This is a genomic window from Vreelandella gomseomensis (assembly GCF_031451645.1).
GTDB classification, from domain to species: Bacteria; Pseudomonadota; Gammaproteobacteria; order Pseudomonadales; family Halomonadaceae; genus Vreelandella; species Vreelandella gomseomensis.
In genome coordinates, this window is record NZ_JARWAI010000003.1 from 56,567 (window position 1) to 79,391 (window position 22,825).

Below are 22,825 nucleotides of genomic sequence, written 5' to 3' on the forward strand. Positions count from 1 at the left end.
GACGATGGACGCGAACACATGCTGGAAATTACCAATCTGGTCAAACGTTATGGCCACGACGAAGCCGTGCTGAAAGGGCTTGATCTCAAGGTAGAGGGAAACAGCGTCGTTTCTATCGTAGGCGCTTCGGGGGCGGGTAAAAGCACCATGCTGAGGTGTATCAACCGCCTGGTCGAGCCGACATCCGGCTCCATCAAGCTCAACGGCAACGAGCTTGTGCACCTGAGAGGGGCGGAGCTACGTCGCGCGCGACGCAAGATTGGCATGGTATTTCAGGGTTTTAACCTGCTGGACCGGTTGACCGTGATGGAAAACGTGCTGGCCGGGCGCTTGGGCTATGTGAACCTCTACCAGGCGATTTCACGCCGCTATCCTCAGTCCGATATCGAGCGTGCCTTTGTACTGATGGAGCGCGTGGGCATTGCCCACTATGCCAACAAGCGCGCCGACGAGCTTTCCGGCGGCGAACGCCAGCGGGTCGGCGTCGTTCGCGCCTTGATGCAAGAACCTGACGTGCTGCTCGCCGATGAGCCCACTGCCTCACTCGACCCGCGTACGTCAGAGCAGATCATGGTTCTGCTGCAAAGCCTGGCAAGCGAGCTGTCGTTGCCGGTGCTGATTAATATTCACAACGTCGCCCAGGCAAAGACCTATACCGAGCGCATCGTGGGCTTACGCCACGGCAAGATGATCTTTGATGGCTTGCCTGCGGACTTCAACAAAGACGCTCTGGATGCCATCTACGGCGGCATAGACGCGCCGGACGATGCGATCACCGATACACCCGCGGAGGAACACGCTCATGACTCCGCCTGACGCCCAGGCATCAACGCCACGCACCTGGAAAAAACCACCATTTATTGCCAACCCCTTGCTGCGCTACGGCTTGATCCTCGTCGGCGTCGTCTACTTGGTCTGGGCCTTTGGCTCACTGCCGTTCAACTGGGAGCGGATTGCAGAAGGCCTTCCCCGCGCAGGGCGTATTTTCGGCGGTGGTTTCCCACCCAGTCTTGAGCGCTATGAGTTGCTGATCACAGGCTTCAAGGAAAGCTTTCAAATCGCCATCATGGCGACGCTGCTGGGCGTTTTGCTGTCGATTCCGTTTGCCGTCATGGCCGCGCGCAACATTGCACCGATGCCGATATATATCATTGGCCGGGCGGTGATCATCATCTCGCGCAGCTTCCATCCGGTCATCGTGGCGATTCTATTTGTCGCCGCCGTCGGTTTTGGTCCTCTCGCAGGGATTTTGACGCTTATCCTCTATTCGATCGGTTTTGTGGGCAAGCTCCTCGCCGAAGAGATCGAAGAAATTGACTGGGGCCAGGTCGAAGCCATGAAGGCAGCAGGTGCAGGCTACGGGGCCATTCTGTTCTATGCGGTCTTCCCGCAGATACTGCCGCGCCAGGTGGGGCTTTCCATGTACCAGCTCGACAGCAACCTGCGTGCCTCCGCAGTGGTCGGGATTGTCGGCGCGGGCGGCATTGGCAGCACACTGATGAACGCCTTTGGACGCTACGATTACGATTTCGCGTTTGCGATTCTACTCGTCATCATCGCGGTCATTCTGATCAGTGAAGGCATCAGCGGCTGGGTAAGGAAAAAAATATGGTAGATCACGCTCAACAACTTGCCGACCGCGTCTGGCAGCGTCACAACCCCAGGCAGCGCCTTATCCGTTTCGCCGTGCTCCTCGCGACCGTAATGGTGGTTTTCTGGGCAGTGCGCGATATTGATATCTTCTGGCCCTGGGTGTGGGACGCGCCCAATCAGATATCCGGGCTTGGCGCCCGTATGTGGCCGCCCAGTGGCGAAGGCTTGGACAACATCATTGGCGCCCTGATAGAGACCGTGCATATTGCCACCCTGGCCACTTTCCTGACGATTTTTCTCGCCCTGCCGGTGGCCTATATTGCTGCCCAGAACACGACTCCGAACCGGGCCTGCCTGTGGCTTGGGCGCTTTATTCTGGTCTCCAGCCGCTCGGTGAACACCATTATCTGGGCGCTGCTGTTCGTGGCAATTTTCGGTCCCGGGGTACTCGCCGGCATTCTGGCGATCGTGTTTCGTTCCATCGGCTTTATCGGCAAGCTGATGGGCGAAGCGATCGAGGAAATCGACCGGCGCCCGGTGGAAGCCATGGAAGCCACCGGCGCTTCGAAGGCCAAGGTCATTGCCTACGCGGTCGTGCCCCAGGTCATGCCAGCGTTTTTTGCCATCGTGATCCTGCGCTGGGACATCAATATCCGCGAGTCGACGGTTCTCGGGCTGGTCGGCGCCGGCGGCATCGGGGTCATCCTTCAAGGGGCAATCGACACCTTCGCCTGGCCCACCGTGGCCACTATCCTGATCGCCATTATCGTGCTGGTACTGATCGGCGAGGCAATCACCAGCCTGCTGCGTAGCCGGGTACTGTGACGCGCATGGTGTAAAGCCGGGCAGGCGTTTGACCAACCGCCAAACGCTTGCCATGGTTAAGTGACCACTAACGACAAGGAGGATGCGCCACGATGACCACCTACATTGTTGTCGCCGATGCCGCTCGCGCGCGCATTTTTACCCGCGATGCGCTGACGCTCAGCGAGCATGACAGCTTGATACACGCCGAAGGACGTCTCCACGAGGGTGACCTGGTCACCGACCGTCCTGGGGCCGACGTGCACGAATCCAGCTCGACCAGCGCGCGCAGTTCCGGTGACGAGGAAACCGCCTCGAAGCATGAAAACGAGCTCTTCGCCAAACAGGTGGTTCAGCGGTTATACACCGCCCGGGTGGAACATCTCATGGAAAAGCTGATTCTCGTCGCACCGCCTAAATTTCTTGGCCTGCTGCGCGAAAAGATGGATGCGCCAACCCAGAAGCTGATCATCCATACGCTTGCCAAGGATCACAGTAAAAGCTCCCTGGCTACCATTACCGCCGCAGTGAGCGACCTGCGCTAACCGCCGCGACAATACGTCGCTAACTTACCTAAAGAAACGACTGCTCTCGCCGATAACTTATGCGACCTCATGACAGGGCGTTCCCCGCGCCCTGACACGCATCCAGCCTCGAGAGCAATCCATGTTTTCATCCCTACGCGCCAAATTGTTACTTGCCACGTTAGCGGCCATTATTCTTGCCCTGGTCGCCAATGGCATTGCCAGCTATATCACCGTCAAACACCACAACGCCGAGCAGGTTACCCGCAATCTGAATGCGGTCACCAACGGCAATACCCAGGCCATTAACGAATGGTTCAACGCCCGCTATACCATGCTGGCCAGCATGGAAGACGCAGTTGACAGCGATGCCCCGCTGGCCGCGCTGCGCCAGCTGGAAAACTCCGGCGACTTCATGTCGGCGTACCTGGCCGTTCCGGAGTCATCCAACGCGGTCTTTTCGGATGGCTGGAACCCGCCGAGCGATTACGACCCGCGCCAGCGGCCCTGGTATCAGGACGCGGTTGCGGCTGAAGAAACGATCATCACCGCCCCCTACGTGGACGCGCAAAGCGGCGGCCTGATCGTCACCTTTGCGCGGCCTTACTACCAGAACGGGGAGCTTGCCGCAGTCGTCGGCGCCGATATCGGCATTGACGACGTCATCGAGATCGTCGCCAGCATCGCCCCCACCCCGTCAAGCTTTGCCTTCCTGACCACCGACGACGGCACCCTGGTAGCCCACCCCGATGCCGATCTGACGCTGGAGCCCTCCACCGCGCTCAGCGAACAGCTGGATACCGAGTATCTGCAGCGCATCGCGACCAGTGACCAGCCCTTGGCGCTGGCGCTGAATGGCCGTGACGCGCTTCTTCAGGGCCGTACCATCGCCGGCAACAGCGGCTGGCAGCTCGTCGTGGCGATGGATGAGCGCGAGGCAACGGCGGGGCTGCGCGGGGTCGCCAGTACCTCGCTCATCACGCTGCTGATCGTGGCCGGGATTACCGCCATTGTGCTCAGCCTGCTGCTCAAGTGGCTGCTGCGCCGACTGCTGGTGGCCCGCAACGCCATGAATGACATCGCGTCCGGCGAGGGCGACTTGACCCAGCGCCTCCCAGAAGAAGGCAACGACGAGATCACCCAGATCGCCGCCGCTTTCAACCGCTTCGTCGCCACTATGGACGAGGTACTGCTGGACGTTCGCTCAAGCAGTGAAGCGGTGCATAACGCCGCCACCGAAATTGCCAACGGCGGCCAGGACCTGTCGCGCCGCACCGAGAACACCGCGTCTAGCCTGCAACAGACCTCCGCGTCCATGGAGGAAATCACCAGCACGGTCGAGCACACCTCTTCCTCCGCCCAGGAAGCCAACCAGCTCGCCGTGGCGGCCTCGGACGTCGCCGGCCGCGGGGGCGAGGTCGTGTCCCAGGTCACCACGACCATGGACGACATCGCCGAGTCGTCAGGCAAGATCGGCGAGATCGTCACGCTGATGGACAGCATTGCTTTCCAGACCAATCTGCTGGCGCTCAACGCCTCGGTGGAAGCCGCCCGCGCCGGTGAGCAGGGCCGTGGTTTTGCCGTGGTGGCCGAAGAAGTCCGCAAGCTGGCCCAGCGCAGCACCGACGCGGCCAACGACATCAAGCAGCTGATCGAGGATTCCCAGGGCAAGGTCACCAACGGGACTACGCTGGTGCAAAGCGCCGGCGAAACCATGGATGACATCGTCAAGCACATCACCCGCGTGACCGATGTGCTGGGCGAGATTTCCTCAGCCGCCGGCGAGCAGAGCGACGGTATCGGCCAGGTAAACACTGCGGTGGCCGAGCTGGATCGCATGACCCAGGAAAATGCGGCCATGGTGGAGGAATCCACCACCGCCGCCGAACAACTAAAGGACCAGGCCGACCACCTAACGGGGGCCATTAGCCGCTTCAAGCTATCGAGTGGTGCAGGCACCCAAGATGGCCGCCTCATGGCCTCCAACCAATCGTCGTCGCAGGCGACCCTTGCGCATAGAGAGCATTAACAACAATGACATTTAAATCTGTTCGCACCCTCATCGCCACCCTTGTTGGTGGCTGCATCCTGCTGGTCGTGGCGGCGCTGGTCACCTACTCGGTGATTGCGAACGCCCGCTCCCAGGCACTGGTTGAAAATCAGACGAAGGCGTTGCTCGAACGCAATATCGAGGCACGCCTGTCGGCAACCGCGTCGGCCCAGACCGAAGAAATCAAGGGCGAGCTCGAGCACGCCCTCACGCTTGCCCAAAGCCTGGCCAACACCAATGCCATGCTGGGCCAGGAAGACGACGAGGGGCAGCCGTTGATGACCATGAGCCGTGAAGAGCTTTCGCGGCTTGTGCGTCAGACCGTGGTGGATAATCCTGACCTCCTCGACGCCTTTATCGGCTGGGAGCCCGACGCCTTTGATAGCGATGACCTGTATACCGGCCTCGAGGATCAAGGTTACGGCCCGGACGGTCGCTTCATGCCGTGGTGGTACCGCACCGAAAGCGGCGATATCGAGGTGCTGGCGCTGGGCAGCGACATGGAAAACCAGCAGCGCGATGCCGATGGCATTCGCCGTGGGGAATACTACCTGTGCCCCAAAGAAACGAAGCGTACCTGTGTAGTCGACCCTCACTATTACGACTACAACGGCGAGACGTTGCTGGTTACGTCGTTCAACGCGCCCATTCTGGTCGACGGTGAGTTCCGCGGCAGCGCCGGTGTCGACCTGTCGGTGGAATTCATTCAGAGCTTGCTGGAAGAGGCCAATCAGTCGCTCTACGACGGCGCGGGTGAAATTGCCCTGATCGCCTCGCAGGGGGCATTGGCTGCGCACACCAGCGAGCCTGACCTGCTCGGCAAGCACGCTGATGACGTGCTGGGTGAGTCACTCCAGGCCGGTATCACTCAGGCGCAGCAAGGCGAAAAGGTACGCCGGCTGAGCACGGACCAGGGCATGACCGAGCTTTATTGGCCCTTCCCGATCGATGACAGCGGTAACTACTGGGTGCTGATGCTCCGGCTGCCTGAAAGCGCCGTCCTTGCCGGCCTGAACGATCTGCAGACCCAGCTGGAAGGCCAGCGTGAGGCCTCGACGCTCGGCATGATCGGCATGGGATTGTTCATTGCCTTTCTGGGCCTGGTGGCCAGCTGGCTGCTGGGCAACAGCATCTCGCGGCCGCTGCGCCAGCTGGCCGACCGCATGCGCGATATCGCCTCCGGCGACGGTGACCTGACCCAACGGCTACCGGTGCGCGGCCGCGATGAAGGAGCCGAACTGGCCATTCAGTTCAATGCGTTCGTGGACAAGATCCATGAAGTACTGGTCGATGTGCGCACCAGCAGTGAAGCGGTGCACCATGCGGCCAACGAGATCGCCACGGGCGGCCAGGACCTCTCCCGCCGAACCGACAACGCCGCCGCCAGCCTGCAGCAGACGTCGGCGTCGATTGAGGAAATCACCAGTACGGTTCAGCACACCGCGGCCTCCGCCAAGGAAGCCAACAAGCTGTCTCAAACCGCCTCAGAGGTGGCCAACGAAGGGGGCAAGGTCGTCGCCAATGTGGTGACCACCATGGAAGACATCACCCACGCGTCGGACAAGATCGGCGACATAGTTACCTTGATGAACAGCATCGCGTTCCAGACCAACCTGCTGGCGCTCAACGCCTCGGTGGAAGCAGCCCGGGCGGGTGAGCATGGCCGCGGCTTTGCAGTGGTGGCCGACGAGGTACGCAAGCTGGCGGGACGCAGCAGCGAAGCGGCCAACGATATCCAGAAGCTGATCGAGGACTCACAGAGCAAGGTTAACAACGGCACCGAACTCGTGCGCAATGCAGGTACCACCATGCAGGATATCGTGGCGCACATCACCCGCGTGACCGACGTACTGGAAGAGATCAATGCGGCCACCAGCGAGCAGAGCGATGGCATCAACCAGGTGAATATCGCCGTTGCCGACCTTGACCGCATGACTCAGGAAAATGCCGCCATGGTCGAAGAGTCCACAACGGCGGCGGAGCAGTTAAAAGAGCAGGCCGATCATCTATCGTTCACGATCGGCAGTTTCCAACTGTCCGAACACCCACCAGCGCCCCTGACGTTGACGTCGTCCAAGACCACGTCATCGTTCTGATACGGGACATCAGGGAATCGGTGGAAGGGGGATGTCGTCGCTACGCTTGGCGCCGGCGGTCATCTCCCGACACAGCCGCAGGAACTCGCGCACCCCGGTGGTGAGGTACTTGTGGCGGTGCCAGATAAAGGTGAACTGGCGCTTGAGATCCAGTTCCGGCGTGGGCAGCGGCACCAGGCTGCCCCGCCGGAACGCATCGCGCAGCGCCAGCCGCGAGACACAGCCGATCCCCAACCCCGACTCCACGGCCCGCTTGATGCCTTCGGTATGCTCCAGCTCAAGCAGCGTATTGAACCGGCTGCGGCGGTGACGCGCGGCGTGCTCCAGCGTCATCCGCGTTCCCGATCCTTCCTCGCGCATGATCCAGTCCTCGCGCAGCAGCTGCTCGAGTTCCAGGTGCGCCTTGCCCGCCAGCGGATGGCGCGGTGAGCAGAACACGCACAGCTCATCCTCGACCCAGGGCTGGCTGATCACCATTTCGTCGTCGCACTGGCCCTCGATCAACCCCAGATCCAGCGAATGCTGGCGGACGCCTTCGATGATATGGCGCGTATTGCGTACCGCAAGCCGCACGCGACTCCCGGGATGGCGCTGCATGAAATCGCTGATCAAAAGCGTGGCCAGGTAGTTGCCGATGGTCAGGGTGGCCCCGACGTCCAGCGCGCCCACCCCTTGCTGACCGCGCAGTAGTTCCTCGACTTCCTCGGCGCGGTCAAGCAGTCCAACGGCCTTGGGCAGCAGTTGAAAGCCCAGCGCATTGAGCTTAAGGCGTTTGCCGATGCGGTCGAGCAACTGGCAGTCGAACTGACGCTCGAGCTCCGCGAGGGCGGTGCTGGTCGCCGACTGCGACATGGCCAGCGCGCGCGCAGCATGGGACACGCTTTCGTGTTGCGCGACGGCAACGAAGACTTCCAACTGGCGCAGGGTATAGTGCATGAGGCCCGCCTATATCGATTTTGAAGATAACTGTTATCAATATAATGTACTTAACAGATATACCACCCTTTGCTTAGACTTGCTGGCAACTTGATACATATTTTTTATTCTTTTAAAGCATATTGTGGCGTAGTTGGCGTCACCCGACGGAGGAATTGGCATGAGCAAGTTCGCCCTGGAAGACGTACTCAGCGTTCATCACTGGAACGACACCCTGTTCAGCTTCCGCACCACCCGGGAACGCAGCCTGCGCTTCAAGACGGGCCAGTTCGTCATGATCGGTCTGGAAGTCGACGGCAAACCGCTGATGCGCGCTTATTCTATTGCCAGCCCCAACTACGAGGACCACCTTGAGTTCTTCAGTATCAAGGTTCCCGACGGCCCGCTCACCTCGCGTCTGCAGCACCTGAAGGTCGGCGACCAGATCATGGTCAGCCGCAAGCCGACCGGCACGCTGGTCACCGACGACCTGCTGCCCGGCCGCAACCTGTACATGCTGTCCACCGGTACCGGCCTTGCGCCCTTCCTGAGCCTGATCCAGGATCCGGAAGTCTACGAGCGGTTCGAGAAGGTCGTCCTGGTCCACGGCGTCCGCGAAGTCTCCGAGCTGGCCTACGCCGACTTTATCACCAAGGAGCTGCCGGCCCACGAGTACCTGGGCGAGGAAATCGCGGAGAAACTGGTCTACTACCCGACCGTCACCCGTGAAGAGTTCCACACCATGGGTCGCCTGACCGACCACATCCGCACCGGCAAGCTGTTCGAGGACACCGGCCTGCCGCCCATCGATCCGCGCCAGGATCGGGCGATGATCTGCGGAAGCCCTGCCATGCTCGACGACACCAGTGCATTGCTTGACGAGCTGGGCCTGAATATCTCACCGCGCATGGGCGAGCCGGGTGACTACGTCATCGAGCGCGCCTTCGTCGAAAAGTAACGCACTCCACCCTTAGCCGCTCAGTAAAAACCCCCGCCAGACGGTGCACAGCGGCACCGCTTGGCGGGGGTTTCGTGTTCTGGCGCGGGTCGTTATACCGCGTCTTTACCTGTCTCGCCGGTCCGGATACGCATCACTTGCTCAAGCGGCATGACAAAAATCTTGCCGTCGCCGATCTTGCCGGTATTCGCTACCTGGGTGATGGCGTCGATGACCTGATCGACCATGTCGTCGTCAACGGCGACTTCGAGCTTCACCTTGGGCAGAAAATCGACCACGTACTCGGCCCCCCGATAAAGCTCCGTGTGGCCCTTCTGACGACCAAACCCCTTCACTTCGGTGACGGTAATGCCCTGTACGCCAATGTCGGAGAGCGATTCGCGCACGTCATCAAGCTTGAACGGCTTGATAATGGCAGAGATGAGTTTCATTGCGAGATCCTCTAACTAGGTAGCCTTGGTGATAGAAAAAACGATAACGGGCGCTGGAGTCTCGCTCGCTATCCGTTACCTCTCAGCATACACCGCTACCGGCGGAGAATAAAAAAAGCCTCCCCGTGGGGAGGCCATGGACGAGCACTCGGGCTCATCTGGTCAGCATTTGTTTACTTCTTGATACCAAACTCAGGGTAGGCTTCAAGACCGCATTCGGCGATATCGACGCCTTCGTACTCATCTTCTTCGCTGACCCGAATACCCATGATGGCTTTCAGGATCAGCCACACGATCAGGCTGGCAATGAAGACCCAGGCAAAGATACCCGCGATACCGATAAGCTGCGGGCCGAACGAGGCACCGTCGTTGTTCAACGGCACGGCCAGGACACCCCAAATACCCACGACACCGTGAACGGAGATGGCACCGACCGGATCGTCCAGTTTCAGTTTATCCAGGCTGACGATGGCCGCCACCACGATCAGACCACCAATAGCACCGATAATCGTCGCGCCCAGCGCTGAGGGCGACAACGGGTCAGCAGTAATCGCGACCAGGCCAGCCAGCGCGCCGTTAAGTGCCATGGTGAGATCCGCTTTACGGAACCACAGCTTGGCGAGGATCAGCGCGGCGATGACACCACCTGCGGCCGCAGCGTTGGTATTAACGAACACCTGGGCGACGTTATTGGCCGAACTGATATCAGACATCTTCAGCTCGGAGCCGCCGTTAAAGCCGAACCAGCCCATCCACAGAATGAAGGTACCCAGCGTCGCCAGCGGCATGTTGGCGCCGGGAATCGCATGGATAGAACCATCTTTGCCGTACTTGCCCTTACGCGGACCCAGCACGATAACGCCTGCCAACGCGGCGGCAGCACCGGCAAGGTGCACGATGCCCGAACCGGCATAGTCAGAGTAGCCAACTTCGGCCAACCAGCCGCCACCCCAGGTCCAGTAGCCAGACACCGGATAGATCACAGCGGTCATTACCACGGCGAATGCCAGGAAGGCCCACAGTTTCATGCGCTCGGCGACAGCACCCGAGACGATCGACATCGCGGTTGCGACAAAGACGACCTGGAAGAAGAAGTCGGAACGCATGGAGTAGTATGGGGCATCATCGCCACCGGCGGTGACGGCATCCACGCTGTTCTCAGCGCCGATCAAAAAACCCAGATTGGGCAGGAAGCCACCGGCGTTGCCGGAATACATGATGTAGTAGCCCACCAGCAGATACATGGTGCAGGCAATGGCAAATAGCGCGATGTTCTTGGTGAGAATTTCAGCGGTGTTCTTGGAACGCACCAGGCCCGCTTCCAGCATGGAGAAGCCAGCGGCCATCCACAGGACCAGCACACCGCAGATCAGAAAGTAAAACGTATCGAGCGCGTAGCTCAGATCAGTCAACTCATTCATTGTAAGTTCCCCGTTGAACTAAAGAAATGATCCGCAAAGTCAGGTTTAAACGGCGTCCGCACCGCGTTCACCCGTCCGAATCCGAATAACGTCTTCAAGCGGCGTGACGAACACCTTGCCGTCGCCGATCTTGCCGCTGTTGGCCGCGCTGCAGATCGCATCAAGCACGCTTTCGAGGCGACCGTCGTCAACGGCGACCTCGACCTTGACCTTGGGCAGAAAATCGACCACGTATTCGGCGCCGCGGTATAGCTCGGTATGGCCTTTCTGACGGCCGAACCCTTTGACCTCGGTCACGGTGATGCCCTGAACACCGTTGTCGGCCAGTGCTTCACGCACGTCGTCGAGCTTGAATGGCTTGATGATGGCGGTGATGAGTTTCATCCCGAATCTCCCCTGCTGGATTAAGGAGCGGCGACGCCGCCCGAAAAAGGTGCCTGCTCCACTAATGCGCATACCGTGCCATGTGTTTTTTTTTGCTTATTTTTCATTGCTTTAAATTTAACCAAATACAACATGCAGGGCTTTAACGGCGGCAGCACGCGCCATTGCTTCGGGTATTGCACCAAAATCAACCAAAGACAAAACGCAAGCGCGCCAATTTGGCGCAGAGCCAAGGCGCATGAATTCAGTCAAGAAACATGCGAATCCTGGCTGGGTTGCGTATCCTGAAGGCATCATCCGTATCGCGACACCCACATCTAGGAGAGAGCCATGGCGCCTCAAGACCGCATTAGCCGACTCGCCCAGCAAATTGGCGACCGCCTGCAGAACGCTTCCCAAGCGCCTGAGGATATTCAGAAGGGCGTGCATCAGGTGGTGCGCGGTGCCTTCGACCGCTTGGAGCTGGTATCCCGCGAGGACTTCGATATCCTGATGGACGTTTTACAGCGCACCCGGTCGCGGGTAGAGGCGTTGGAACGCCAGGTCGCCAACCTGGAAGCCGCTGTCGATGCCCAGGCCGCCGATGCGACGACCCCCGTCGAAGCCGAGGCACCGCCGTTGCCGGTGGATCCGCAGCCCGAGCACGACGACAACGCCCAGGACGATGATGGCGCCACCAAGCCGCCAGCTTGAATGCGAATAAATATCATTGACTAGCGAGCCGCGCGTGGTAACGTAATCGGTACTCCATGACGCAGGCGATGCACGGACTCGGCCACGCTACCCGCTGGCCAATGCGCCATTTTGATGCATCGCCGCGTCGCTGCATTTTTACCGCCACCGCGATTCCCGATGACCTCCTTCACTTCCCAGGCCAGCCCGCCGCTTCACGAATTAACTCCGGCGACGCTTGCTCAGTTGGGCGAGCGCTTTGGCATTGACTATCGCGTGCGTAACGCCCCCGCCGAGGCGCGCATCGCCACGGGCAGCGTCCGCGATATCGCGCTGCCCCAGTCGATGCACCTGACGCTTTCCGACCTGCGCGTGAATTGCGCCTACAGCTCCGCGTCCCGCCAGACCGCCCCCTGGTTTATCAGCGTGGTACTCGAAGGTCACATCATCGCCCGCCTGGGCGATCAACGCCTGGACCTCAAGGCCGGCGACGGCATTTGTGCCCATTTCACGCCTCAGCAGCCGCTGACGGTTTATCAACCTGCCCAGGCACGGCTGCATACACTGAATCTCGCGGTACTGGCGACCACGCCGCTGGCGTTGCCGCCACCGCCCGCCACACCGGGGTTGACCCCCTGGCGGTTGCCCGCCACCTTTAGCGAGACACTACGCCAGGCAGCCGTGGACACACTGGCGAACTGGCGTCAGCCGCTGATCTGGCAAGGCCTGGCGCTGCAGCTGCTCGGCGAAGGACTGCCCGACCATGGGCGGCTCACTTCGTCAGACGCCTCCTCCGTGCCCGCTTCGCCAGGTGTTTCACCGCGCGATGAGCAACGCCTGGCCGTGCTTTATCAGCGGTTGGCGGATCACCCCGAACGCGCTTACTGCCTGAGCAACCTTGCCCGGGACGCCGCCATGAGCCCGAGCAGCCTTCGCCAGAAGTTTCGCGCCCGTTATGGCTGCTCCATTTTTGATCACTTGCGGCAACACCGCCTGGCGCAGGCCTACCAGGATCTGCAACGCGGCATGAGCGTGCAGCAAGCCGCGCATCGCTGCGGCTATCGCCACGCCACCAACTTTGCCACCGCGTTTCGGCGCCGCTTCGGCATGGCGCCTCACGATGTCGCCACCCGGCACGCCTTCTGACGAATTCAGCATTGCGCATAGCCAATCTGGCGGCACGCATACCTTTCATCGGCATTTAAAAGTAATAATTCTCATTACTAAAAATTAGTAGGGGATCGTTTCCATGCCTGTCTTACCGCGTCGCTTGTGTCATCCATTGCTGCCCCTGGTGGTGGCCGTTGCCAGCGGGTCTGCTTCGCTGGCGCTCGCCCAGGAAAGCCATCGCGAAAGCCTGGCCACCGTTACCGTGACTGCTCAGCAGGCGGCCACCAAGGTGGAAACGCCGTCGATCGAAACGCCCCAGAGCGTATCGACCATTACCCGCGAGGATATGGACAACCGCGGGGTTAGTACCGTACAGCGGGCCACCGACTACACCCCCGGGGTCTACAGCAATCAGATCGGGGCGTCGAACCGTTTTGACTACCTGGTGCTGCGCGGCTTCTCCGATGGCAGCTTGAGCAACACCTTTCTCGACGGCCTGAAGCTCATCGGCGATACCAACTCGCATAGCTCGCTGCGGGTCGACCCGTGGTTTCTGGACAGTATCGAAGTCGTCAAAGGGCCCGCCTCGGTACTCTACGGCCAGGCCTCGCCCGGCGGTGTGGTGGCGTTGAACAGCAAACGGCCCGCGTTCCAGCCAGGCGGCGAGCTGCGCTTTCGCGTGGGCAATAATAATCAGCGCAGCGCGGCCTTTGATCTTACCGGGCCACTCGGAGAAGAGCAGCGCGTCGCTTACCGCCTGGTAGGCATTGCCAGCGCCGCCGATACCCAGTTTGGCCCGACAGAAGAGGAACGCTACGCCATTGCGCCCTCGCTTACCTGGGATATCAGCGACGCCACCAGCCTGACCATCGACGCCTACCTGCAGGACGAACCCGAGGGAGGTTACCATTCCGGCGTGCCTTACGAAGGCGCCGTCGTTCCGCGCAACGGGCGCAAGATCAGCAATAACTTCTTCGACGGCGAGGAAGACTACGAGGCCTATGAGCGCACCCAGCGCATGGTGGGCTATGCCCTGGAACATCGTTTCAATGACGAATGGACCGCGCGCCAGCAGCTGCGCTACCTCAATTCGGATGTCACCTTGAACCAGGTCTATGGCTTTGGCTGGACGTCACCCACATCCAATGAACTGGCGCGCTACTACGCCGGCAGCGAAGAATCGCTCGACGCCTGGACAGTGGATAACCAGATTGAAGCCAACCTTAACGATGGCTTTATGGATCACACCGTTCTGGTCGGGGTCGACTATCAGCAGCGCGACAACGACGTCAGCTGGCCATCAGGCGCATTTCCCTCGCTGGATGCGTTCAACCCGACGTATGGCGCAGAGCCTACGGCGATGTATGCACCGACCAACGAACGCCACGAACTGGAGCAGACCGGTGTCTACCTGCAAGACCTGATCGCGCTGGATAACTGGCGCTTCACCCTGGGCGGGCGCTACGACTGGGTCGACATCGACAATACCAATCAGGATACCGGCCAATCGAGCACCCTCGACGACACCCAATTCAGCGGCCGGGCCGGGGCCGTCTACCTGTTCGACAACGGCGTTGCCCCCTACCTGAGTTACTCCACGGCCTTCACCCCCACCAGCTTTGTGGATGCCGACGGCGACCTGCTGGCCCCCATGGAAGGCGAGCAGTGGGAAACCGGGGTGAAATATCAGCCCAACGATGGCACCAGCCAGTACAGCGCCGCCGTGTTCCACATCAGCCAGGAAAACGTGGCCACCAAGGAACAGCCCACCGACCCTTACCGCGCAGTGGGTGAAATCGAGTCCCAGGGCATCGAGCTGGAGGCGCGTACCCAACTCACCGATGCGCTTTCGCTGCAGGCCGGGTACAGCTTCACCGACATTACCTACGCCAAGAGCGATGACGGCAACGAGGGTAATGATGCAATTTATTCGCCACGTCATCAGGTTCAGCTCTGGGCGCAGTATGCGTTTAACGACGGCTGGCTGAACGGTGCCGACATTGGCGCAGGCGTACGCCACTACGCCGACATTGCCGCTGACCGCGCCAATACCGAAACCGTGCCCGATTACACCCTTGTCGACGCAACGCTCGGCTACGACCTTGGCGAGGTCGGTATGCCAGGCGTTGAGACCCGCCTCAACGTCAGCAACCTGCTGGATGAGGAGTACGTCGCCTCGTGTAACTCGCTCGAGTACTGCTACTTCGGCGCCGAACGCGGGATCACCGCCAGCGTGCATTATCGTTTCTAGTCCAGGTACCCTTCGATGCCAGACGCCGCCCGGGCCTTCGCGCCCGGGCGCTTTATTCCAGGCGTTCAAGTTTGCAAACAATAAAGATTATCGTTTAAATACAGCTCCTGCTCCCAAGTGATGCCTTTACCATGCGCTGCTCTTTTGTTTCGTGCCTGTTCACCCGCCTCGGCCTGCTGTGCCTGTGCCTGCTTGGCACGACGCCGGCCAAGGCGCAGCTGGCGACGATCGACTGGACGGTGGCTGAAACCTTGATTGCCCTGGACGCCTCCATTGTTGGAGGTGCCCAGAAACAGGCCTACCATGAATGGGTGGGTGAGCCACGACTGCCCGACGAAGCCGCCGATCTGGGCCTGCGCAGCCAGCCCAACATGGAGCTGCTGGCAAAGATGCAACCCGAGCGGATCCTGATATCGCCCATGTTTGCCGGGTTAACGCCGCGTTTGGAGCGCATCGCCCCCGTCACCTCCGTCGAGCTTTACACGCCCGGCAGCGACACCTGGCAAGAAATGCAAAGCATCACCGAGCAGATAGGCGAACTGGCGGACCGCGCACCTCAAGCGGCGCAACTGATCGAGCGGGCGCATGCACTGATGGCCCGGCTGCGTGACGAACGCCCCGACACGGCGCCGCTGTTGATGATCCAGTTTATGGATGCCCGCCACGTGCGCGTGTTTGGCGACAACAGCCTCTACAACGCGGTACTGAAGCAGCTTGAACTGCCCAACGCCTGGGATCAGGCGACCAACGCCTGGGGCTTTTCGCTGGTCGGCGTTGAAGAGCTCGCTCGCTACCCGGACGCCACTCTGGTGATCGTCGACCCGTTGCCCACCGGCGTCGAGGCGCAACTCGCGGAAAGCGGCCTGTGGCAGCAGCTACCCAGCGTCAAGAACGACCGACTTTTACGCCTGCCGCCGGTATGGAGCTTTGGCGCACTGCCCTCGGCGCAGCGCTTCGCCAGAGAACTGGTCGCCGCGCTGGAAGACGCGCCCCAGGAACGCTAAGCCCGGAGTGAGCGCGGGCTGTGCCGCACCGCGCATTTGGCTACTCACCCTCTGATAAATACGGTAGGTTAATAAGCATACGGTAATTAACAACCAGCGAGGGAACGCGCATGACGCTTGCCATTGTGGCGACACGGGCCGGGGTCGGCCTGGACGCACCGGCAGTGCACGTGGAGGTGCACCTGGCCAACGGTTTACCTGGCTTGACGTTAGTCGGCCTGCCGGAAACCGCCGTCAAAGAAAGCCGTGAGCGGGTACGCAGCGCCCTGGTCAACGCCGGTTTCGACTTCCCCAATACCCGGCGCATCACCCTGAACCTGGCTCCGGCCGATCTCCCCAAGGAAGGCGGTCGCTTTGACCTGCCCATTGCCCTGGGCATTCTCGCCGCCTCGGGGCAGATCCCCGTCGAGGCGCTGGAAGGCATGGAGTGTGCGGGCGAACTGGCGCTGGACGGCACGTTACGCGCCGTGCCCGGCATGCTGCCGTTTGCGCTGGCCACGCGGCGGGCCCAAAAAGCGCTGATCGTACCCCGCGACTGCGCCGATGAAGCCGCACTGGCCGGCGACTTACCGGTACTGCCCGCCGACACCCTTTGGCAAGTGGTCGCCCACCTGCTCGGCCAGGAAAAAATTCCGCCGCATCAGCTGCCCGCCTCGGTAAAAACCGCCGAGCCGATGGCCGACCTTGCCGACGTGCGTGGCCAGCAACAGGCCCGCCGTGCGCTGGAAGTCGCCGCAGCCGGCGGCCATAATTTACTTTTCGCGGGGCCGCCAGGCACCGGCAAGACCATGCTCGCCAGCCGCCTGCCCGGTATATTGCCGCCACTCTCGGAAGAAGATGCGCTGGCCGTCGCGGCGGTGCGTTCGGTGTGCGGGCTGCCGCTGGAAGCCGACTGGGGCCAGCGACCCTTCAGGCAACCCCACCACAGTTCCAGCGCCGCGGCACTGGTGGGCGGCGGCTCAAAACCCAAACCCGGCGAAATCTCGCTGGCCCACCATGGCGTGCTGTTCCTGGACGAATTGCCAGAATTTTCCCGCAGCGTGCTGGAAGTCTTGAGACAACCGCTGGAAACCGGCGAAATTCATCTCGCCCGCGCCAGCCACGAGCGCCGTTACCCGGCGCAATTTCAGCTAGTGGCGGCAATGAATCCCTGCCCCTGCGGCCACCTGGGCGATCCACGCAACCGCTGCCAGTGCACCGCCAGCCAAATCCAGCGCTATCAGAACAGACTGTCAGGCCCGTTACTCGACCGCATCGACCTGCAGGTGGAAGTCCCGGCGCTGCCACCCGAGCAGCTCACTGCACAGACACAAGGCGAATCGTCGGAAGCCGTGCGTCGGCGCGTGATGGCCGCCCGTGAACGGCAAATGGCAAGGGGTGCGCTCAACAGCCAGTTAAGCGGCAAAGCCCTGGAAACCGCCTGTGCCCTGGATGACGAGGAACGCGCCTGGCTGGCCGGGGTGCTGGAAAAACTCAAGCTCTCCGCCCGCGCCTACCACCGCGTGCTGCGCGTCGCACTCACCCTCGCCGACCTGCAGGGTGAACCCAAGCCCACCCAACCCCACTTAATCGAAGCCATTGGCTACCGGCAGCTGGATAGGTTGTTGAAAGGCGCTTAGCCGTGGGTCTTGGCCAGCGAATCGACCAGGCGTTGACAGAGGGCATCAAGCTTTTGGCCGGTGGCCTCATCATGTAGCGCGCCACTGTCGTTGAAGGCACTGCCTGCCTGGGGAAGCGATAACGGCTGCGGCAGTACCGTCAGGCTGAGGTTGGCGAGTAGCTGCTGCGCCAGGGGCATGGCGCGAATACCGCCCAACCCACCGGGTGACGCCGCGACCAGCGCCGCCCATTTACCGGCAAACAGTCCGAGTCCGGGGGTATCGCCGTAGGGGCGGGATAGCCAGTCCAGAGTGTTCTTGAGCAGCGGCGTGATGAAACCATTGTATTCGGGCGAGGCGATGAAAACGGCCTGATGCTCAGCAAGCAATGCCCGCAGTTTCTGCACGTTCTCGGGCATGCCCTGCGCTTCGATATCCTCGTCGAACAGCGGGCATGGGTAGTCTTTTAGGTCGATGAAGGTGGCGTGGCCACCCAGCGCCTCGATTCGCTTGGCCGCGAGGTGTGCCAGTTGCTTATTCAGTGAACCTTCACGGGCGCTGCCGGCAAACACCAGCACTTTCGTTGGGGTAGAGGTCATTGCACGCTCCTTATGGACAATAAACGAATGCTAATGCGTGCAACGAGTCTCGCACAGCCGGCATGCGATAGCATTAATCTTGCCCGTGTAAACTCATCGATAGCTACAGATTATCACTCACTGCTTACGATGACGGCAGCTTCTTCGCCGCTGCCGCTGACTTGGCGTGCGCCACACGGTCAACGAACGCATCCAGGGCGTCGAACAAGGCACGCCGAATCGGCTCGGCTTCGTTGACCAGATGGTGGCGAGCCTCCGGATGGCGGTATATCTGCGCGTCGGGAAACTTTTCTTCGAGAATCGCCAGGTTCCACTCCCAGTCCACGGTGACGTCCTGCTCGCCCTGCAAGATGATCACGGGCAAATCCAGCGGATCCCGGGCCAGCAGCCGGGGAATCCAGCGCCGCATGGCGGTAATCCAGGCCACGCTCAGCTGGTTGGGCTGCAGCGGGTCGTGGTCGCGCAAGAAGACGGTGAACTGCTCGTCGGTGGAGTTGGGCCGATACTTGCGTGGCAGTGCCTTGACGAACGGACTGGCAATCAGGTGCAGCCAGCTCGCCTGGCTCCACCCCCAGGGGCGCACCAGCGGCGCCAATAGCACCAATCCATCCCAGCCGGCCGCGTCGCGCCGGTTCAGCGCGTCGGTGGCCAGAATGGCCCCGCCGGTGCTTTGCCCGACGCCAAGCCAAGGGGTGGGCGCCATCGACTGCTGCGAGAGAATGGTTTGCACGTGCGTCAGGCATTGCTGATAGTCGTCAAAGTCGTCAATCGCCGCCCGCGCCCCGCTGGAAAGCCCGTGGCCGGGAAGATCCCACAGCACCACCCGCCAGCCCTTGGCCAGCAAGCGCTCGAGGAGGTGACGATAAAGCCCCAGGTGATCAAAGTAGCCGTGCACCACAAAGGCGGTTCCCCTGGGCGTCGGCGGGCTCCACACCTGGCACCACAGGGCAAAGCGGCCGGTATCGATGAACCCTGCGTACACGTCACGGGTATCGTTACGCAGCGCATCCAGGCCGTAATGCTGAAAATACTCGTTCATCGCCGTGTCGAGAGTGCCGCCCGGCACCAGGCGGGATAGCGATGCCCCGCCGGCGTGGCGGCGAAACAGGGCCTCTAGATGATCGAACTCGCGCATTCGCTGCTCTCCTTAACCGCTCGTAGGCAGGTGGCCAGTCACCGCCCCGTGCCGATCATTCCTTATCATTTGGTCGAGCATTATGGCGCGTTAGGGTCTACGCTGTTTACATGCCCGGCCAGGTGTGGAATTATTTTCCACAAATAGATTTAAAATGTATTTTCATTCTGACTGTGACGGGGTACCTGCCGACTGACTCGGCGTCACAGCCACCTTAACAGGAGAGTCTCCATGAGCGAGCGTATCACGCGTCACCGTTTACAGGTGGCAGCCGACCTAGATCAATTCATCAGCCAGCAGGCCCTGCCCGGCACCGGCGTCGACGAAAGCGCTTTCTGGGCCGGCGTCGATGCCCTATTTCACGATTTAACCCCCAAAAACCGCCAACTGCTAGAAGAACGCGACGTGCTGCAGGAAAAACTCGACGCCTGGCACCGCGAAAACCCCGGCCCGGTGAGTGACATGGCCGGCTATCGGCGCTTCCTGAAAGACGCCGGCTACCTGGTGGACGCCCCCGCCAACGTCAGCGCCACCACGGCCAACGTTGACCGCGAAGTCGCCGTTCAGGCGGGCCCGCAGCTGGTCGTGCCGATGAGCAACGCGCGGTACGCGCTCAACGCCGCCAACGCCCGCTGGGGAAGCCTTTACGACGCGCTATACGGCACCGACGTGATTTCCGAGGAAGACGGCGCGGAAAAAGGCACCAGCTTCAACCCCAAGCGTGGCGAAAAGGTCATTGCCTACGCCCGTGGCGTCCTTGACCGCGCGGCACCGCTGGCCACCGGCTCTCACCGTGATGCCGTCAAATACGCCATCCGTGACGAGCACCTGATCGTGACGCTGGAAGGCGGCCGCGAAACCGGTCTGAAGGATGCCGGCAAGCTGATCGGCTTCAGCGGCGATGCCGCCGCACCGGAGGCCATCCTGCTGGGCAACAACGGCCTGCACCTGGAAATCCAGATCGACGCCAACCACTCGATCGGCAAAACCGACCCGGCGAACGTTAAAGATGTTGTCGTCGAAGCGGCGCTCACCTCCATCATGGACTGCGAAGACTCCGTCGCTGCGGTGGACTCGGAAGACAAGGTCGGTGTGTACAGCAACTGGCTCGGCCTGATGAAGGGCGACCTGGAAGAGAACATCGACAAGGGCGGCAAGACTTTTACCCGCAAGCTCCACGCGGACCGCACCTGGCAAACCACCGACGGCAGCAGCGTGACGCTACCGGGCCGCTCGCTGATGTTCGTGCGTAACGTCGGCCACCTGATGACCACGCCGGCGATTCTCGACGAGAACGGCAACGAACTGCCGGAAGGCATTCTGGACGCCGTGGTGACCTCGCTGCTGGCGCTGCACGACCTCAAGAAAGACGCCGACCAGCCGCGCAACTCGCGTACCGGCTCGGTGTATATCGTCAAGCCGAAGATGCACGGGCCGAAGGAAGTCGCGTTTGCCAACGAGCTGTTTGGCCGCGTCGAAGATATTCTGGGCATGAGCCGTGACACCCTGAAAATGGGCATCATGGACGAAGAACGCCGCACGACCGTCAACCTCAAGGCATGTATCGCCGAGGCTACCTCGCGCGTGGTGTTCATCAACACCGGCTTCCTCGATCGTACCGGCGACGAGATGCACACCGCCATGGAAGCCGGCCCCATGGTGCGCAAGGGTGACATGAAGAGCGCTGCCTGGATTACCGCCTACGAGAAGAACAACGTTCAGGTGGGCCTTGCCTGTGGCCTGCGCGGTCGCGCCCAGATCGGCAAAGGCATGTGGGCAATGCCCGATCTGATGCACAACATGCTCGAGCAGAAGATCGGCCACCCCAAAGCCGGTGCCAACACCGCCTGGGTGCCGTCACCCACCGCGGCGGCGCTGCACGCGCTGCACTACCATCAGGTCAACGTGACCGATGTCCAGCGCGAACTGGAAGCCCAGGGCGAGCCGGACTTCCTGGATGACCTGCTCACCGTGCCGGTGGCCGAAAACGCCAACTGGTCCGATGACGAAATCCAGCAAGAGCTGGACAACAACTGCCAGGGCATTCTGGGTTACGTGGTGCGCTGGGTCGAACACGGCGTCGGCTGCTCGAAGGTGCCGGATATCCATAACGTCGGACTGATGGAAGACCGTGCCACGCTGCGTATTTCCAGCCAGCACATTGCCAACTGGCTGCATCACGGCATTGTCGATGCACCGCGCGTGGAAGAAACGCTCAAACGCATGGCCAAGGTAGTCGACGAGCAGAACGCCGGCGACCCGACCTACACTGCCATGAGCGCCGATTTTGAAGGCTCCACTGCTTTCAAAGCCGCCTCAGACCTGATCTTCAAAGGCCGCGTACAGCCTTCCGGCTACACTGAACCGCTACTCCACGAGTGGCGTCAGGTGCATAAGGCGAAGTAATGTTGGCACGACGCAGAGAGCGCACTAGACCATAGTCGCTAATACCCCCTCAAGGATGCGCTCCTTGAGGGGGTATTGTTGTCTAGGGCATGATTTTAAGGAGATCGTCTAGAACCATCCTCGGCTATTGCTGTGGCCTCAACCTCAACGCCTCCATACCGCCATCGACGGGCAGACATACACCCACCGATGAACGGTTGGCAGGATCGGCAAGATAAGCCACTGCTCGAGCCACTTCTTCCGCACTTACCAGGCGACCATGGGGCTGACGCGCCTCAAGCGCTAAACGCTCAGCGGCGGGATCATCAGCCTGCTGCAACAGTCGACCCACCCATGGCGTATCAGCCGTGCCAGGAGCGACACAGTTTACCCGAATGCCCTCACGCACATGGTCTGCGGCCATAGCCCGAGTCAACGCCAGTACAGCCCCCTTGGTTGCCGAATATAGCGCCCTTTGCTGAAGGCCCGCCGTGGAGGCAATCGACGCCATGTTGGTGATTGAAGCGGCATTGGACTTCTTCAAGTGAGGCAGCGCTGCGCGGGCCACTCGCGCCATGCCAGCAACATTGATTTCCCAGGATCGCGTCCACTCCTCGTCTGAGTTGTCAGCCACATTTCCCTGAGCACCAATGCCCGCGTTGTTCACGACAATATCCAAACGCCCAAATTGATTGACCGTTGACTGAACCGCACTGTTCACCGACGCACTGTCTGCCACGTCGCACTTATGCCAAGAGTGCTGGTTCTTTGGATCGTCAATATCCAGCACGGCAACGCGGGCGCCTTCCTCTGCTAAAAGATCGGCAATCGCGGCACCAATCCCTGAGGCCCCACCCGTCACAACAGCCACCAAACCTTCAAAACGTGCTGACAT

21 protein-coding genes are annotated in these 22,825 nt (G+C 61.0%); 13 read left to right on the forward strand and 8 right to left on the reverse strand.

Annotation, left to right across the window (positions count from 1 at the left end):
• Window positions 1–18: 18 nt before the first annotated feature.
• The 6 genes from phnC (at window position 19) to QC815_RS04390 (ending at window position 7,067) form a co-directional block, all read left to right on the forward strand.
• Window positions 19–816: a phosphonate ABC transporter ATP-binding protein gene (gene phnC, locus QC815_RS04365; protein ID WP_085919452.1), complete on the forward strand. Its 798-nt coding sequence runs from the start codon at window positions 19–21 to the stop codon at window positions 814–816.
• Window positions 803–1,615 (forward strand): phosphonate ABC transporter, permease protein PhnE, encoded by an 813-nt coding sequence (gene phnE, locus QC815_RS04370; RefSeq protein ID WP_230445614.1) that lies wholly within the window; start codon window positions 803–805, stop codon window positions 1,613–1,615. Before phnC ends, phnE (QC815_RS04370) begins: the two co-directional genes overlap by 14 nt.
• Window positions 1,609–2,418, forward strand: a complete 810-nt coding sequence (gene phnE, locus QC815_RS04375) for a phosphonate ABC transporter, permease protein PhnE (RefSeq protein WP_230445613.1) — start codon at window positions 1,609–1,611, stop codon at window positions 2,416–2,418. The genes phnE (QC815_RS04370) and phnE (QC815_RS04375) overlap by 7 nt, the downstream gene beginning before the upstream one ends.
• A gap of 92 nt (window positions 2,419–2,510) precedes the next feature.
• Window positions 2,511–2,942, forward strand: coding sequence for a host attachment protein (locus tag QC815_RS04380; protein ID WP_230445612.1), 432 nt, complete (start codon window positions 2,511–2,513; stop codon window positions 2,940–2,942).
• 121 nt (window positions 2,943–3,063) lie between these two features.
• Complete coding sequence (locus tag QC815_RS04385) at window positions 3,064–4,950, forward strand: methyl-accepting chemotaxis protein (RefSeq protein ID WP_309767152.1); 1,887 nt, start codon at window positions 3,064–3,066, stop codon at window positions 4,948–4,950.
• Between the two features lie 5 nt (window positions 4,951–4,955).
• Window positions 4,956–7,067 carry a methyl-accepting chemotaxis protein gene (locus QC815_RS04390; protein ID WP_309767154.1) on the forward strand — a complete coding sequence of 704 codons (2,112 nt, stop codon included), beginning with the start codon at window positions 4,956–4,958 and terminating at the stop codon, window positions 7,065–7,067.
• Between the two features lie 9 nt (window positions 7,068–7,076).
• Here QC815_RS04390 and QC815_RS04395 read toward each other — a convergent pair whose 3' ends face one another.
• Window positions 7,077–8,003 carry a LysR family transcriptional regulator gene (locus tag QC815_RS04395; protein WP_309767156.1) on the reverse strand — a complete coding sequence of 309 codons (927 nt, stop codon included), beginning with the start codon at window positions 8,001–8,003 and terminating at the stop codon, window positions 7,077–7,079.
• A gap of 160 nt (window positions 8,004–8,163) precedes the next feature.
• On the opposite strand from QC815_RS04395, the gene QC815_RS04400 reads away from it, so the two are divergent.
• Complete coding sequence (locus tag QC815_RS04400; protein WP_027337178.1) at window positions 8,164–8,940, forward strand: ferredoxin--NADP reductase; 777 nt, start codon at window positions 8,164–8,166, stop codon at window positions 8,938–8,940.
• Window positions 8,941–9,032: 92 nt separating this feature from the next.
• Here QC815_RS04400 and glnK read toward each other — a convergent pair whose 3' ends face one another.
• The 4 genes from glnK to QC815_RS04420 form a co-directional block, all read right to left on the reverse strand.
• A complete protein-coding gene (gene glnK, locus QC815_RS04405) occupies window positions 9,033–9,371 on the reverse strand; it encodes a P-II family nitrogen regulator (protein WP_230445608.1) in 339 nt (112 codons plus the stop codon).
• A gap of 173 nt (window positions 9,372–9,544) precedes the next feature.
• Window positions 9,545–10,792, reverse strand: a complete 1,248-nt coding sequence (locus QC815_RS04410) for an ammonium transporter (RefSeq protein ID WP_230445607.1) — start codon at window positions 10,790–10,792, stop codon at window positions 9,545–9,547.
• A gap of 45 nt (window positions 10,793–10,837) precedes the next feature.
• Entirely contained in the window at window positions 10,838–11,176 is a 339-nt protein-coding gene (locus QC815_RS04415) for a P-II family nitrogen regulator (RefSeq protein ID WP_027337181.1), read from the reverse strand.
• 20 nt (window positions 11,177–11,196) lie between these two features.
• Window positions 11,197–11,409 carry a hypothetical protein gene (locus QC815_RS04420; protein ID WP_309767160.1) on the reverse strand — a complete coding sequence of 71 codons (213 nt, stop codon included), beginning with the start codon at window positions 11,407–11,409 and terminating at the stop codon, window positions 11,197–11,199.
• Between the two features lie 97 nt (window positions 11,410–11,506).
• Here QC815_RS04420 and QC815_RS04425 point away from each other — a divergent pair, with 97 nt between their 5' ends.
• The 5 genes from QC815_RS04425 to QC815_RS04445 all read left to right on the forward strand — a co-directional run bounded on the left by QC815_RS04425 (window position 11,507) and on the right by QC815_RS04445 (window position 17,832).
• Window positions 11,507–11,869 carry an accessory factor UbiK family protein gene (locus tag QC815_RS04425; protein WP_309767162.1) on the forward strand — a complete coding sequence of 121 codons (363 nt, stop codon included), beginning with the start codon at window positions 11,507–11,509 and terminating at the stop codon, window positions 11,867–11,869.
• A gap of 159 nt (window positions 11,870–12,028) precedes the next feature.
• Window positions 12,029–12,994, forward strand: coding sequence for an AraC family transcriptional regulator (locus QC815_RS04430; protein ID WP_309767164.1), 966 nt, complete (start codon window positions 12,029–12,031; stop codon window positions 12,992–12,994).
• A gap of 103 nt (window positions 12,995–13,097) precedes the next feature.
• Window positions 13,098–15,209, forward strand: coding sequence for a TonB-dependent siderophore receptor (locus QC815_RS04435; protein WP_309767166.1), 2,112 nt, complete (start codon window positions 13,098–13,100; stop codon window positions 15,207–15,209).
• A gap of 131 nt (window positions 15,210–15,340) precedes the next feature.
• The gene (locus tag QC815_RS04440) at window positions 15,341–16,213 is read left to right on the forward strand and encodes an ABC transporter substrate-binding protein (protein WP_309767168.1); all 873 of its coding nucleotides are present in this window, start codon (window positions 15,341–15,343) and stop codon (window positions 16,211–16,213) included.
• A gap of 110 nt (window positions 16,214–16,323) precedes the next feature.
• On the forward strand, window positions 16,324–17,832 hold the full coding sequence (locus tag QC815_RS04445) for a YifB family Mg chelatase-like AAA ATPase (RefSeq protein ID WP_230445602.1): 1,509 nt from the start codon (window positions 16,324–16,326) through the stop codon (window positions 17,830–17,832).
• Here the strand turns inward: QC815_RS04445 and QC815_RS04450 are convergent.
• Window positions 17,829–18,410 (reverse strand): NADPH-dependent FMN reductase, encoded by a 582-nt coding sequence (locus QC815_RS04450; protein WP_230445601.1) that lies wholly within the window; start codon window positions 18,408–18,410, stop codon window positions 17,829–17,831. The genes QC815_RS04445 and QC815_RS04450 overlap by 4 nt on opposite strands.
• Before the next feature lie 124 nt (window positions 18,411–18,534).
• Window positions 18,535–19,545 (reverse strand): alpha/beta hydrolase, encoded by a 1,011-nt coding sequence (locus QC815_RS04455; protein ID WP_230445600.1) that lies wholly within the window; start codon window positions 19,543–19,545, stop codon window positions 18,535–18,537.
• Window positions 19,546–19,776: 231 nt separating this feature from the next.
• On the opposite strand from QC815_RS04455, the gene QC815_RS04460 reads away from it, so the two are divergent.
• A complete protein-coding gene (locus QC815_RS04460) occupies window positions 19,777–21,951 on the forward strand; it encodes a malate synthase G (protein WP_230445599.1) in 2,175 nt (724 codons plus the stop codon).
• 124 nt (window positions 21,952–22,075) lie between these two features.
• Here QC815_RS04460 and QC815_RS04465 read toward each other — a convergent pair whose 3' ends face one another.
• Window positions 22,076–22,825 carry an SDR family NAD(P)-dependent oxidoreductase gene (locus tag QC815_RS04465; RefSeq protein ID WP_309767172.1) on the reverse strand — a complete coding sequence of 250 codons (750 nt, stop codon included), beginning with the start codon at window positions 22,823–22,825 and terminating at the stop codon, window positions 22,076–22,078.

Bases quoted from the DNA above. Each gene is read 5' to 3' on its own strand.
- QC815_RS04460 (WP_230445599.1), top strand. From the start codon at position 19,777: ATGAGCGAGCGTATCACGCGTCACCGTTTACAGGTGGCAGCCGACCTA.
- QC815_RS04400 (WP_027337178.1), top strand. From the start codon at position 8,164: ATGAGCAAGTTCGCCCTGGAAGACGTACTCAGCGTTCATCACTGGAAC.
- QC815_RS04385 (WP_309767152.1), top strand. From the start codon at position 3,064: ATGTTTTCATCCCTACGCGCCAAATTGTTACTTGCCACGTTAGCGGCC.
- QC815_RS04395 (WP_309767156.1), bottom strand. From the start codon at position 8,003: ATGCACTATACCCTGCGCCAGTTGGAAGTCTTCGTTGCCGTCGCGCAA.
- QC815_RS04435 (WP_309767166.1), top strand. From the start codon at position 13,098: ATGCCTGTCTTACCGCGTCGCTTGTGTCATCCATTGCTGCCCCTGGTG.
- QC815_RS04415 (WP_027337181.1), bottom strand. From the start codon at position 11,176: ATGAAACTCATCACCGCCATCATCAAGCCATTCAAGCTCGACGACGTG.
- QC815_RS04450 (WP_230445601.1), bottom strand. From the start codon at position 18,410: ATGACCTCTACCCCAACGAAAGTGCTGGTGTTTGCCGGCAGCGCCCGT.
- glnK (WP_230445608.1), bottom strand. From the start codon at position 9,371: ATGAAACTCATCTCTGCCATTATCAAGCCGTTCAAGCTTGATGACGTG.
- QC815_RS04445 (WP_230445602.1), top strand. From the start codon at position 16,324: ATGACGCTTGCCATTGTGGCGACACGGGCCGGGGTCGGCCTGGACGCA.
- phnE (WP_230445613.1), top strand. From the start codon at position 1,609: ATGGTAGATCACGCTCAACAACTTGCCGACCGCGTCTGGCAGCGTCAC.
- QC815_RS04380 (WP_230445612.1), top strand. From the start codon at position 2,511: ATGACCACCTACATTGTTGTCGCCGATGCCGCTCGCGCGCGCATTTTT.
- QC815_RS04440 (WP_309767168.1), top strand. From the start codon at position 15,341: ATGCGCTGCTCTTTTGTTTCGTGCCTGTTCACCCGCCTCGGCCTGCTG.
- phnC (WP_085919452.1), top strand. From the start codon at position 19: ATGCTGGAAATTACCAATCTGGTCAAACGTTATGGCCACGACGAAGCC.
- QC815_RS04455 (WP_230445600.1), bottom strand. From the start codon at position 19,545: ATGCGCGAGTTCGATCATCTAGAGGCCCTGTTTCGCCGCCACGCCGGC.
- QC815_RS04410 (WP_230445607.1), bottom strand. From the start codon at position 10,792: ATGAATGAGTTGACTGATCTGAGCTACGCGCTCGATACGTTTTACTTT.
- QC815_RS04425 (WP_309767162.1), top strand. From the start codon at position 11,507: ATGGCGCCTCAAGACCGCATTAGCCGACTCGCCCAGCAAATTGGCGAC.
- QC815_RS04390 (WP_309767154.1), top strand. From the start codon at position 4,956: ATGACATTTAAATCTGTTCGCACCCTCATCGCCACCCTTGTTGGTGGC.
- QC815_RS04430 (WP_309767164.1), top strand. From the start codon at position 12,029: ATGACCTCCTTCACTTCCCAGGCCAGCCCGCCGCTTCACGAATTAACT.
- QC815_RS04465 (WP_309767172.1), bottom strand. From the start codon at position 22,825: ATGTCAGCACGTTTTGAAGGTTTGGTGGCTGTTGTGACGGGTGGGGCC.
- phnE (WP_230445614.1), top strand. From the start codon at position 803: ATGACTCCGCCTGACGCCCAGGCATCAACGCCACGCACCTGGAAAAAA.